General features: G+C 64.2%; 8 protein-coding genes and 4 tRNA genes. 4 read left to right on the top strand and 8 right to left on the bottom strand.

What is annotated here, in order from left to right; all coding sequences use genetic code 11:
* Nucleotides 1–57: 57 nt before the first annotated feature.
* The 4 genes from pcaQ to OZ911_RS06135 all read right to left on the bottom strand — a co-directional run bounded on the left by pcaQ (nt 58) and on the right by OZ911_RS06135 (nt 8,343).
* Nucleotides 58–990, bottom strand: coding sequence for a pca operon transcription factor PcaQ (pcaQ, locus tag OZ911_RS06150; protein ID WP_016485305.1), 933 nt, complete (start codon nt 988–990; stop codon nt 58–60).
* Nucleotides 991–1,112: 122 nt separating this feature from the next.
* Complete coding sequence (gene nirD / locus OZ911_RS06145) at nt 1,113–1,475, bottom strand: nitrite reductase small subunit NirD (protein ID WP_016485304.1); 363 nt, start codon at nt 1,473–1,475, stop codon at nt 1,113–1,115.
* Nucleotides 1,475–4,027, bottom strand: coding sequence for a nitrite reductase large subunit NirB (gene nirB / locus OZ911_RS06140; protein ID WP_268968584.1), 2,553 nt, complete (start codon nt 4,025–4,027; stop codon nt 1,475–1,477). Before nirB ends, nirD begins: the two co-directional genes overlap by 1 nt.
* A 290-nt stretch (nt 4,028–4,317) precedes the next feature.
* Nucleotides 4,318–8,343: a bifunctional nitrate reductase/sulfite reductase flavoprotein subunit alpha gene (locus OZ911_RS06135; RefSeq protein ID WP_070086924.1), complete on the bottom strand. Its 4,026-nt coding sequence runs from the start codon at nt 8,341–8,343 to the stop codon at nt 4,318–4,320.
* Nucleotides 8,344–8,660: 317 nt separating this feature from the next.
* Between OZ911_RS06135 and map the strand changes: the two genes are divergently transcribed.
* Complete coding sequence (gene map / locus OZ911_RS06130) at nt 8,661–9,458, top strand: type I methionyl aminopeptidase (protein ID WP_232249004.1); 798 nt, start codon at nt 8,661–8,663, stop codon at nt 9,456–9,458.
* 81 nt (nt 9,459–9,539) lie between these two features.
* Here the strand turns inward: map and OZ911_RS06125 are convergent.
* From OZ911_RS06125 to OZ911_RS06110, 4 genes are all read right to left on the bottom strand, one after another.
* Nucleotides 9,540–9,616 (bottom strand) — tRNA-Asp (locus OZ911_RS06125).
* Between the two features lie 13 nt (nt 9,617–9,629).
* Nucleotides 9,630–9,705 (bottom strand) — tRNA-Val (locus OZ911_RS06120).
* Nucleotides 9,706–9,875: 170 nt separating this feature from the next.
* Nucleotides 9,876–9,952, bottom strand: a tRNA-Asp gene (locus OZ911_RS06115).
* 13 nt (nt 9,953–9,965) lie between these two features.
* A tRNA-Val gene (locus tag OZ911_RS06110) sits at nt 9,966–10,041 on the bottom strand.
* A 215-nt stretch (nt 10,042–10,256) separates the two neighbouring features.
* Between OZ911_RS06110 and rdgC the strand changes: the two genes are divergently transcribed.
* The 3 genes from rdgC to sugE all read left to right on the top strand — a co-directional run bounded on the left by rdgC (nt 10,257) and on the right by sugE (nt 12,879).
* Nucleotides 10,257–11,177, top strand: a complete 921-nt coding sequence (gene rdgC, locus OZ911_RS06105; protein WP_016485300.1) for a recombination-associated protein RdgC — start codon at nt 10,257–10,259, stop codon at nt 11,175–11,177.
* A gap of 187 nt (nt 11,178–11,364) precedes the next feature.
* Nucleotides 11,365–12,330, top strand: a complete 966-nt coding sequence (locus OZ911_RS06100) for a bile acid:sodium symporter family protein (protein WP_016485299.1) — start codon at nt 11,365–11,367, stop codon at nt 12,328–12,330.
* A 231-nt stretch (nt 12,331–12,561) separates the two neighbouring features.
* Nucleotides 12,562–12,879: a quaternary ammonium compound efflux SMR transporter SugE gene (gene sugE / locus OZ911_RS06095; RefSeq protein ID WP_012270979.1), complete on the top strand. Its 318-nt coding sequence runs from the start codon at nt 12,562–12,564 to the stop codon at nt 12,877–12,879.
* Nucleotide 12,880 lies beyond the last annotated feature (1 nt).

Genomic DNA, 12,880 nt, shown 5'->3' with positions numbered 1-12,880 from the left:
TACCGGGGTGATCCGTGCGAGCGTTTCTCAGCTGGAAACGCTCAACGGCCACGATGCTCACGGATACGACTGCTCCCGATATTGCGCCGCCACCTCACGCAGCACCTCGCATACCCACTGCCCCGGCAGGCTCTGCGGCAAGGCCGCATTGCGGCAGATGCCAACCGAGCCGCCGGGCTCGCGCACGCCCAGGTCAAGCTCGACCAGCTCGCCTCGGCGCAGGTCGAGCAGCACGGCATCGCGCGGTGCCACCCACAGGCCATCACTGCCCAGCACATAACGCCGGCTCAAAGCCAGCGACAAGGTCTCCAGGCGCTGCGCCGGCATCTGGATGCCGCATTGCACAAACAGGCTGTCGGCGTGCTGGCGGATGGTGGTCCCGGCGGGCGGCAGCACGAGCGGGTAACGCCCGACCTGCCCCCGCTCGACGGGCGTGCTGGCCAGCAGCGGGTGGCCCGGGCGCACCACCAGGCTCATCGACTCGCTGTACAGGTGTTCGAACGACAGCCCCTGGATCTGCGGGCTGTCAGTCATACGCCCGACCACCAGTTCCAGCTCGCCCAGGCGCAGTTGACCGAGCAGCTGCGCGCTGACCCCGGTGGCCACGCTGATGACCAGCGCTTCATGGCGCTGGTGCATGCGGCACAGCACTTCGGGCATGAGCAGGCCCTCGACCGTCGACAGCACGCCAATACGCACCTGCGACGGCGCCCGCGCTTCACCGCGCAGGCTGCTGACGCCATCGCGCAGGGCTTGCACGCTGGGCCCGGCATAACGCATGAAACGGGTCCCGGCCGGGGTAAGCTCGACGCCCTGCCGGCTACGCGCGAACAGGCGCGCTTCCAGCAGGTCTTCGAGTTCCTTGAGGGTCTTGGAGATGGCCGGCTGACTGATGGCGAGCACGTCGGCAGCCCTGGCCAGGCTGCCCTGCCGGGCAATCTCCAGGAAGCACAGCAGGTGGCGGTATTTAATGCGGGTGTCGAGGTTCATGGCCTCAAGCTTACCGCATCAGCATCTTCATCGCCTGGGAGACCGAGCGCCGCCCGCGCGGCGCTCGATTTCCCAGGCGACGAAAATGCAACGGCGAACAACTGCCGAGCCCCCGCAACCTCTCAGCCCACCGCCAACTCCACAGCCTCACCGTTCAAGCGCACCGGCCACACCCGCAACCTCTGCCCGCCATCCTCCAGGCACTCCCCGGTCTGCAGGCTGAAATGCTGCTTGTACAACGGCGCTGCGACCACCAGCTCGCCCTGCACACTGCCCACCAGCCCGCGGCCGATGATGTTGGCACCGGACCGCGGGTCACGGTTGTCCACCGCATACAGCGGCTGCGCCTGCCCCGGCAGGTAGAACAGCGCCACTTGGGCCCCGTCCAGCCACACTACCACCCCAGAGTCGGGCACCAGGTCTTGTGCCAGGCACACCGCTTGCCAGTTCGCGTGGGTTTTCACAGCAGCATTGGACAGGTTCATCAGACAGCCTCCTCGACAGTAGCAATGAGGTGCAGCGGTGCAGCGGGCCGGCGTTGTTCGCGTTCGCGCACAAAGTGCACGTCGGGGTCGGCACGCCGGTCATTGACGAAAGTGCGAAAGCGCTTGAGCTTCTCCGGGTCGTTGAGCGCGTTGGCCCATTCGCACTCGTACTGGTCGACCACATGCTGCATCTGCGCTTCCAGCTCGCTGGCCAGGCCCAGGCTGTCGTCGATGATCACCTGCTTCAGGTAGCCCAGCCCGCCATCCAGGTTTTCGCGCCACACCGAGGTGCGCTGCAGCTTGTCGGCCGTGCGGATGTAAAACATCAACACGCGGTCGATCAGCCGCACCAGGGTTTCGTCGTCCAGGTCGGTGGCAAACAGTTCGGCATGCCGTGGGCGCATACCGCCGTTGCCACACACGTACAGGTTCCAGCCCTTGTCGGTGGCGATCACGCCGATGTCCTTGCTCTGCGCCTCGGCGCATTCGCGGGTGCAGCCCGACACTGCAAACTTGAGCTTGTGGGGGCTGCGCAGGCCCTTGTAGCGGTCTTCCAGGCGCAGGGCCATGGCAACGCTGTCCTGCACGCCGTAACGGCACCAGGTGCTGCCCACGCAGGATTTCACCGTGCGGGTCGACTTGCCGTAGGCATGGCCGGTTTCGAAGCCTGCGTCGATCAGCTCGCCCCAGATCAGCGGCAGTTCGTGCAACTGGGCACCGAACAGGTCAATGCGCTGGCCGCCGGTGATCTTGGTGTACAGGTCATATTTTTTGGCCACCTGGCCGATGACGATGAGCTTGTCGGGGGTGATTTCACCCCCGGGAATGCGCGGCACTACCGAGTAGGTGCCGTTCTTCTGCATGTTGGCCATGAAGGTGTCGTTGGTATCCTGCAACGGCACCAGCGCGGGGTCCATGATCGGCTGGTTCCAGCACGAGGCGAGGATGTTGCCCACCGCCGGCTTGCAGATGTCACAGCCAACGTGGCCCTTGCCGTGGCGTTCGAGCAGCTCGCTGTAGGTGCGGATGCCCTCCACCCGCACCAGCCCGTACAGTTCCTGACGGGTGTAGGTAAAATGCTCGCACAGGCTTTTGTCCACCGCTACGCCGCGGGCGGTCAGTTCGTGCTCGAACACTTGCTTGAGCAAGGCCGCGCAACCACCACAGCCGCTGGCGGCCTTGGTGCAGCCTTTGACCGCAGCAAGGTCGCTGCAGCCGCTGTCGATGGCCGCGCACACCGCGCCCTTGCTGACGTTGTGGCACGAGCAGATGGTTGCGCTATCGGGCAGCGCATCGGCGCCAAGGGCCGGTGCACCACCGCCTTGGGGCAGGATCAGCGCTGCAGGGTCGGCTGGCAGGGCAATACCGTTCTGGGCGTACTGCAAGAGGGTGTCGTAATACGTGTTGTCGCCGACCAGCACCGCGCCGAGCACGTGCTTGCCGCTGGCGTCCACCACCAGCCGGCGGTAGGCGCTGTTGGCTTCGTCGATGAAGCGGTAGCTGCGTGAACCGGCGGTGGCGCCATGGGCATCGCCGATCGAGCCGACATCCACGCCCAGCAGCTTGAGTTTGGTCGACATGTCCGCGCCGGTGAACGCTACCGCCGCCTCCCCCATCAGTAATGCGGCCAGGTTGCGCGCCATGCTGTAGCCGGGGGCGACCAGGCCGAACACGCTGCCGTTCCAGGACGCGCACTCGCCAATGGCGAAGATGCGCGGGTCGCTGCTGCGGCAGTGGTTGTCGATTACCACGCCACCGCGCACAGCGATATCCAGGCCGCAGCCACGGCCCAGGGCATCCTGTGGGCGGATACCGGCGGAGAACACGATCAGGTCGGTTTCCAGGTGCTCGCCACCGTCGAAGTTCATGCGGTAGCGGAATGCTTCACCGGTGCTGATCGACTGGGTGGCGCGCGACAGGTGCACGCCAACGCCCAGCGCTTCGATCTGTGCCTTGAGCGCGGCACCGCCCTCGCCGTCCAGCTGAACCGGCATCAGCCGTGGGGCAAATTCCACCACGTGGGCTTCCAGGCCCAGCGACTTGAGCGCATTGGCGGCCTCCAGGCCGAGCAGGCCACCACCGACCACCACGCCACGGCGGGCACCAGCGGCTGCGGCGCGAATGCCATCGAGGTCGTCGAGGGTACGGTAGACCAGGCGGGCATTGCCACTGGAGCCTTCGATCGGCGGCACGAACGGGTAGGAGCCGGTGGCAAGGACCAGTTGGTCGTAGCCATAGCGCCCCTCGGCGGTGACGACCTCGCAGCGCTCACGGTCGATTTCCAGCACGGCCTCACCGAGGTGCAAGTGCACGCCGTTGGCGGGGTAGAACTCGTGTTCGCACAGGGCCAGGGTCTCGGCACAGCTGCCGCCGAAGTACTCGGAAAGGTGCACACGGTCGTAGGCACGTTGGCGCTCTTCGCCGAACACCCGCACCTCGAAGCGCTGCAGGGCGCCGCGGCTGACCAGTTGTTCGACGCAATGGTGGCCGACCATGCCGTTGCCGACGATGACCAGTCGCTCTCGTTGCCCGCTGCTCGCTGTTGCCTTCATAAGCCGATCCTCGATCAAAAAAAAAGCGCCTGGAGCCGAAGCTCCAGGCGCCTTTGCCTGTATTCATCACGGTGTGCCCCCAGGTTGATCGCCGTTGATCAGTGGGGCTTGTTGTAGTGGAGGTAAAGCAGGGAATGTGCCAATTGCTTTGCCTGTACCGGCCTCTTCACAGCACAGGGCTGCTCCTACAGGAGCACGCGATCCCTGCAGGAGCAGCCTTGTGCTGCGAAGGGGCCCCACAGGCGATCAAAATGCACAACCGGGGTGCACATCAGCCCATCCCGGTGCACTCAGTACACATCCCGCCGATAACGCTTGGCCTTGCTCAACCCTTTGACATAGGCAGCCGTCTGCGCCTCATCCATCCCGCCATGCTCAGCCACAACCGTGCGCAACGCCGCATCTACATCCTTGGCCATGCGCTGCGCATCGCCACACACATAGAAATACGCCCCCGCCTCCAACCACTGCCACAGCTGGGCGCCCTGTTCGAGCATGCGCTGCTGCACATAGACCTTATGCGCCTGATCCCGCGAGAACGCCGTGTCGAGCCGCAAGTGCCCTGCTTTCTCCCAAGCCTGCAACTGTTCGCGGTAATAGAAGTCGGTAGCGGCGTACTGCTCACCAAAGAACAGCCAATTCCGCCCTTTTGCGCCCCGCGCCTCCCGTTCTTCAAGAAACGCCCGGAACGGTGCAACGCCGGTACCTGGGCCAACCATGATCACCGGCACGCTGTCGTCCTCGGGCAACCGGAAGTGCTTAGATACCTGCGGGAAAATGGCCACCTTCAACGCTTGCGCACGGTCGGCGAGGAAGGCCGAACACACCCCCTTGCGCTCGCCGTAACGCACGGTGGAGACGGTCAGGTGAACCTGGCCCGGATGGGCCAACGGGCTGGAGCTGATCGAGTAAAGACGCGGCTGCAAGGGCTTGAGCAGGCCAAGCCAGTCGGCCAGCGGCAGCTGTTGGGGAAAGGCGCGCAGCACATCGGCCAACTGCCGGCCGCACAGCCATTCCTGCAGCTCGGCCTTGCACTCCGGCCGCAGCAGGCGCTGCAGGTCCGGGCTACTGCCAGCGAAGGCCTGCAGTTGCTGACCGGTGACCTTGGCGATCTCCAGGTGCGTTTGCAGGGCTTCGGCCAGGGGCATGGCAGGCTGGCCCTTGAGCTCGACCAGCGTCTGGCCATCGAGCTGCATCAGCGCCAGCAGTTCGTCGACCAGGGCCGGGCAATTGCGCGGCCACACGCCCAGGGCATCGCCGGGGGCATACCTGAAGCCGCTACCGCTCAGGTCGAACACCAGTTGCCGAGTTTCCTTGCTGGCACCGGGGCCGTTGAGCAGGTGGTTTTCCAGCAAGGTGGCAGCCCAGGGTTGCTGTTTGCTGTAGGCCGGCATGGGTACGGGGTGGCTCGCCGGCTGCGGTGCAGCGGCACTGCCCAGCGTGGGCAGCAAGGCTTCTAGCCACCCCGCGAAGGCTGCGTCAAAGTCCGGCTCGCAGTCCACCCGTTGCAGCAGGCGACGCCCACCGAGTTCGGCCAGGCGTTGGTCAAGCTTGCGGCCAAAGCCGCAGAACTGGTTGTAACTGGAGTCGCCCAAGGCCAGCACGGCATAGGGCAGCTCGGCACAACAGGCGCCCTCCTCGCCCTGCAAGGCCTGCCAGAATGCCGCCGCGCTGTCGGGCGCGTCACCATCGCCAAAGGTGCTGGTGATCAGCACCACGCTGGCCGCGCCCTGCAGTTGGCTTGGGCTGACCGCCTCCATGCAACTGAGCTGCACATCAAGGCCGGCACCGCGCAGGTGTTCGGCACAACGCTCGGCCAGCAGCTCGCCGTTACCGGTCTGCGAGGCCCATAACACTTGGTGCCGTGGGGCCACCAACGCTGCAACGGGCAGCGCCGCTGGCTGAGCGAACAGCCCGGCCAGCAAGCCGTCGATAAACAGCCGGCGGTTGCCGGCCAGTGGCGCACTGGCCGGCAGGCTAGGCACGCCCTCGGCGCGGGCCTGCTCCAGGCCCAGCAGGAAACCCTGCAGGTAATGGCGCTCTTCTTCTGCCAGCACCGGGGCTGGCAGGGTGTCCAGGCCAAGCAGACGGGACAGGGTGGCAGTGGGCATGCGGACTGGCTCCAGAATGGCAGTGTGCAGCTCAAGGGCGTCGATACGCTCGCCGGCGACCCGCTGCAGGGCGACGGCGCAGTATTTGAAAGCCGGCTGTAGCGACAGTGGATCGACCGCATCGCAGGTCACGGCATTGATTGCCAGTTGCTCACCGACCAGGTCGTTCCAGTGAAACGGCGCAAAGCAGTTGCCTGGCAGCACCCGGTCGCTGATTCGCACCGGTAGCACGGCTTGCCCGCGCCGCGAGCGGATGGCGACCTGGTCTTTTTCAGCCATGCCCAGGCGTGCGGCGTCGTCGGGGTGGACCTCGACGAAAGGGCCAGGCTCCAGCTTGTTCAGCGCCGGCACCTTGCCGGTCTTGGTCAGGGTGTGCCACTGGTGCTGCACACGGCCGGTGTTCAGCACCATGGGGTAGTCGTCATCCGGCAATTCTGCTGCCGGCAACCAGGGCCTGGCGAAGAAACGCGCCTTGCCACTGGCGGTAGTAAAGGCCAGCGCCGGGCGATCGCCCTGGGCATCGTGCAGCAGCGCCTGGCTGCTGCCGTCGTTCAGGTAGCGCAATGGGCTGCGGTCGCTGCCATGGCCGGGTGCACAAGGCCACTGGTGTGGTTGCCGGCGCAGCTCGGCGTAACCGATGCCGCGCAGATCGTAGCCCGTTGCGGGGTTATGGAAATGGCGGATTTCTTCGTACACCGCTTCGGCATCGGGGTAGTCGAAGGCTTCGGCGTAGCCCATGGCGCAGGCCACCCGGGCGATGATCTGCCAGTCGGGCAGGCTTTGCCCGGGCGGCTCGACGGCGCGCGGCATCAGGGTAAGGTTGCGTTCGCTGTTTATCATTACACCCTCGCCTTCGGCCCACAGCGCGGCCGGCAGCACGATGTCGGCGTAGCGGTTGGTTTCGGTGTCGAGGAAGGCATCCTGGGTAATCACCAACTCGGCCTGGCACAGGCCATCGATCACCTGCTGACGGTTGGCGACGCTGGCCACCGGGTTGCTGCAGATGACCCAGCACGCTTTCACTTCACCCGCGTTCATCTGCTCGAACAGTGCCACCGTGCCCTCGCCGCCTTCACTGCGCAGGCTGCCGGGTGCCAGTTGCCACTGCTGCTCGACAAACGCGCGGTCGCCCTCCACCAACGCCGAGCGCTGGCCTGGCAAGCCGGGCCCCATGTAGCCCATTTCACGGCCGCCCATGGCGTTGGGCTGGCCGGTCAGCGAGAACGGCCCGCTACCGGGGCGGCAGATGGCGCCCGTGGCCAGGTGCAGGTTGCAGATGGCGTTGGTGTGCCAGGTACCGTGGATGCTTTGGTTCAGGCCCATGGTCCAGCAGCTCATCCAGTCGTTGGCACTGCCGATCCATTCGGCGGCCTTGATGATGTCGCCCACGGCCAACCCGGTGATGGCCGCCACGCGCTCCGGGCTGTAGTCATCGAGGAAGGCTGGCAGTTCGTCCCAGCCTTCGGTGTGGCGGGCAATGAAGTCGCGGTGGGTGTGGCCATTACGGTGTAGCAGGTGCAACAGGCCGTTGAGCAAGGCCATGTCAGTGCCGGGGCGTACCTGCAGGAACAGGTCGGCCTTGTCGGCGGTGGCGCTGCGCCGCGGGTCGACCACGATCAGCCTGGCGCCGGCCTTGACCCGGTCGAGCAGGCGCAGGAACAGGATCGGGTGGCAGTCGGCCATGTTGGCGCCGATCACCAGGAACACGTCGGCGTGCTCGAAGTCCTGATAACTGCCAGGTGGGCCATCGGCGCCGAGCGACAGCTTGTAGCCACTGCCGGCGCTGGCCATGCACAGGCGCGAGTTGGACTCGATGTGGCGGGTACGGATAAAGCCTTTGGCCAACTTGTTGGCCAGGTATTGAGCTTCCAGCGACATCTGCCCCGACACGTAAAGCGCCACAGCGTCGGGGCCATGCTGGTCAATGATGCCGCGCAGGCGTTTGCCTGCGTCGGCGATAGCCTGATCCATGCCAGTGCGCGCCGGCTGCTGGCTGCGCTGCTGGCGCACATAGGCGTCTTCGAGGCGGCCGGCGGCCGTCAGCGGCACGTGCGCGGTCAGGCCTTTGGTGCACAGCCGGCCAAAGTTGCTGGGGTGCTGCTTGTCGCCACTGACCTTGACGACTTTGCCATCGGCAACGCTCATGACGATGCCGCAGCCAACGCCGCAATAGGGGCAGACGCTGCGTACTTCGCTATTGGCCATGGGCGGGCTCCTGTTGAAAAACGCAAAAAGGCGCCGGCTGCCCCGCCTTGCTGAGCAAGTGGGGCAACACGGCGCCTTTGTCGTGAGTTTTTATGGGCTGTCGACGTTGATAGCCCGGGATGAAGGGAGATCAGCAATTTATGGGCCAGCCATACCGGCCCTTTCGCGGGCACGCCCGCTCCCACAGGGCTATCGCAAGGCCTGAGGGGCGTGCCGTACCTGTGGGGCGGGCGTGCCCGCGAAAGGGCCGGCACAGGCTGTGCACCATGCGGTGGCAAGCCGGTACCCGCTGGCGCTATGCTGGGGCAAATTCCAGCATGAGCAACTACCCTCCCCCCATGTCCCAGGTGATCCTCAAATCCCCCGCCCAACTCGACCTGATGCGCCGCGCCGGCCAGCTGCTGGCCCAAGTGTTCGCCGACCTCGACCGCTTCATCGGCCCCGGTGTGACCACCATGCAGATCAACGACCGCGCCGAAGCGTTCATCGTCGACACGCTCAAGGCGCGGCCAGCGAGCAAGGGCCAGTACGGTTTCCCCTACTCGCTCAATACCTCGGTGGACCACGTGGTGTGCCACGGCATGCCCAAGGTCGATGAAGTATTGAAGGAAGGCTCGATCATCAACGTGGACATCACCCTCGAACAGGGCGGCTATATTGCCGATTCGTCGAAGATGTACAGCATCGGCAAGATCAGCGATGAAGCCCGGCGGTTGGTCGACACCACCTATGACGCGCTGTGGAAGGGCATTGAGCAGGTGCGCCCCGGGGCTACGCTGGGCGATATCGGCCATGCCGTCCAGGCCCATGCCGAGGCGGCGGGCTACAGCGTGGTCCGCGAGTATTGCGGGCATGGTATCGGCCAGCAGATGCATGAAGGGCCTGAAGTACTGCACGTTGGCCAGCGTGGCATGGGCATGAAGCTGAAACCGGGGATGGTGTTCACCATCGAGCCGATGATCAACCAGGGTGGACGCGGAACGCGCACATTGAAGGATGGCTGGACGGTGATTACCCGTGACCACAGCCTGTCAGCGCAGTGGGAGCATACCGTGGCGGTGACTGAGGACGGGTTTGAGGTGCTGACGTTGCGGGAAGAAGAGCGCCGTAGCTGAAATCGCAGACACAAAAAAAGCGACACTAAGGTCGCTTTTTTTGTTACTTCCGGGTGTTCAGTGGGCCCTGGAAGTGGAATATGGCGCAGCGGACGGGACTCGAACCCGCGACCCCCGGCGTGACAGGCCGGTATTCTAACCGACTGAACTACCGCTGCGCTATACATCGAGTGGTGGGTGATGACGGGATCGAACCGCCGACCCTCTGCTTGTAAGGCAGATGCTCTCCCGGCTGAGCTAATCACCCATGTCTCTCGGTGTGGCGCGCATTCTACGGGCGACTTTGCGCTCTGGCAAGCACTTATCGAAGTTTTTTCAAACTTCGCGCCAACACCAGAATTCAGGCATAAAAAAAGCGACCCTAAGGTCGCTTTCTCTGTTACTTCCGGGTGTTCAGTGGGCCCTGGAAGTGGAATATGGCGCAGCGGACGGGACTCGAACCCGCGACCCCCGGCGTGACAGGCCGGTATTCTAACCGACTGAACTACCGCTGCGCTATACATCGAGTGGTGGGTGATGACGGGATCGAACCGCCGACCCTCTGCTTGTAAGGCAGATGCTCTCCCGGCTGAGCTAATCACCCTTCGTCTCGGTGTGGCGCGCATTCTACGGACGACCCCGCACCCTGGCAAGCACTTTTTAAACTTTTTTCAAAAAAAACCTCATGCCTTTCAAAGACCTAGCGTTGCCGGTTGTTTCTTTTATGCAGAAGCCACTGCTGGCCCTCTGACAGGGTTGGCCTCAGAGCTCCGCTCGGAGAATAATGCCCGCCTTATGCATTAAGGAGAGTTACCCCTCATGTGGTTCAAGAACCTGCTGACCTACCGCCTGACCCAGGAAGTCCCGTTCGAGCCTGAAGCGCTGGAAGCCGCACTGGCCAGCAAGCCGGCCCGCCCCTGCGCCAGCCAGGAGCTGACCACCTATGGTTTCGTCGCGCCGTTCGGCAAAGGCGAAGACGCTCCTCTGGTGCATGTCAGCGGCGAGTTCCTGCTGATTGCCGCCCGCAAGGAAGAACGCATCCTGCCTGGCAGCGTGGTCAACGACGCGGTCAAGGAAAAGGTCGAAGAGATCGAGACCGAGCAGATGCGCAAGGTCTATAAAAAAGAACGCGACCAGATCAAGGACGAAATCATCCAGGCCTTCCTGCCGCGTGCGTTCATCCGCCGCTCGATGATCTTCGCCGCCATCGCCCCGCGTCTGGGTGTGATCCTGGTCAACTCGGCGAGTGCCAAGCGTGCCGAAGACCTGCTGTCCACCCTGCGTGAAGTGATGGGCTCGCTGCCGGTGCGCCCGGCCACGGTGAAGGTTGCGCCAACCGCCACCATGACCGACTGGGTAAAAACGCAGCAAACCGCCGAAGGCTTCTATGTACTGGACGAGTGCGAACTGCGTGACACCGCCGAAGACGGCGGCATCGTGCGTTGCAAGCGCCAGGACCTGACCGGCGAGGAGATTCAGCTGCACCTGAGCACTGGCAAGGTGGTAACCCAGCTGGCCCTGGCCTGGCAAGACAAGCTGTCGTTCATTCTGGACGATAAAATGGTAATCAAGCGCCTGAAGTTCGAAGAGCTGCTGCAGGAGCAGGCCGAGCAGGACGGTGGTGATGAGGCGGCGCAGCAGTTCGATGCCAGCTTCCTGCTGATGATGATGACCTTTACCGAATTCCTGCCGGCGCTGTTCGAAGCGCTGGGTGGGGAGGAAATTCCGCAAGGGGTCTGAGGTGGTTTGAAGGACTGGTGCTGGCCTGAGGCACAACTTCAGCCAGTATCGGCCCCTTCGCGGGACAAGCCCGCTCCCACAGGTACATCACAATGCCTGAAGGCTGTGATGTACCTGTGGGAGCGGGCTTGTCCCGCGAAGGGGCCAGTAAGATTCATAGTGCTATAAAAAGAAAAGGAATTGCCCCATGCGCGCCCTCGCCGCCTTAAGCCGCTTTGTCGGCAATACCTTCGCCCTGTGGGTGCTGGTGTTTGCCGTGCTGGCCTTTCTGCAACCGCAATGGTTCATCGCCCTGAAGGTCGCCATTGTGCCGCTTCTGGGGCTGGTGATGTTCGGCATGGGGCTGACCCTCAAGCTCGACGACTTCGCCGCCCTCGCCCGCCAGCCGTGGCGGGTGATGCTGGGGGTCGTCGCGCACTTCGTGATCATGCCCGGCATGGCCTGGCTGCTGTGCCAGCTGTTCCACCTGCCGCCGGAAATTGCCGTGGGCGTGATCCTGGTCGGCTGCTGCCCGAGCGGCACGGCATCCAACGTGATGGTGTGGCTGTCCCGCGGAGACCTGGCGCTGGCAGTGGCGATCGCGGCAGTAACCACCCTGCTGGCACCGCTGCTGACCCCGGCGCTGATCTGGTTCCTGGCGTCGGCCTGGTTGCCGGTGTCCTTCATGGACATGTTCTGGTCGATCTTGCAGTTGGTGATGCTGCCGATCGTGCTCGGCGTGCTGGCCCAGCGCCTGCTCGGTGCCCGGGTTCAGGCGGCGGTGCAGGTACTGCCGCTGGTGTCGGTGGTGAGCATTGTGATGATCGTGTGCGCGGTGGTGGCTGCCAGCCAAGCGAAAATCGCCGAGTCGGGGCTGCTGATCATGGCGGTGGTGATGCTGCACAACAGCTTCGGCTATTTGCTGGGGTACCTGACCGGCAAGCTGTGCAAACTGCCGCTGGCCCAGCGCAAGTCGCTGGCGCTGGAGGTGGGCATGCAGAACTCCGGGCTGGGGGCGGCACTGGCGGCGGCGCACTTTTCGCCACTGGCGGCGGTGCCGAGTGCTTTGTTCAGCGTTTGGCACAATATTTCCGGGGCGTTGTTGTCGACCTGGTTCCGGCGCATGGATGAGCCTGAGACTGAGGCTGAAGGGATCGAACCGGCCAAGCATTGATGTCTGCCTGTGCGGGCCTCTTCGCGGGTACACCCGCTCCCACAGGTGCTGCGCAAGGCTTGATACTTATACGGTCCCTGTGGGAGCGGGTTTACCCGCGAAGAGGCCGGCACAGGCTTGCCCTGAAACCTGCAGGTGTGCACCATAGTGCCCACGGTGAGGACGGCCTCACGACGCACCGCGTGACCATTCCGGGGACGGCCCCATCATTTAAACGATGGAGACACTCACATGTCCTGGATCATCCTGTTCTTCGCCGGCCTGTTCGAGGTCGGCTGGGCCGTGGGCCTGAAATACACGGACGGCTTCAGTAAACCGATTCCCACCGTACTCACGGTCGGCGCCATGGTCATCAGCCTGGGCTTGCTCGGCCTGGCCATGAAAGAACTGCCGCTGGGCACCGCCTATGCCATCTGGACCGGTGTTGGCGCAGTCGGCACTGTCATCGCCGGGATCATCCTGTTCGGCGAGTCCATGGCCTTGGTACGTCTGGTCAGTGTGGCGCTGATCGTCTGCGGCCTTGTCGGCCTGAAAGTCAGCGCCAGCTGAC

The organism is Pseudomonas fortuita, from assembly GCF_026898135.2.
GTDB classification, from domain to species: Bacteria; Pseudomonadota; Gammaproteobacteria; order Pseudomonadales; family Pseudomonadaceae; genus Aquipseudomonas; species Aquipseudomonas fortuita.
Note: the sequence above shows the minus strand (reverse complement) of the source record. Positions and strands in the feature narration are given on the sequence as shown.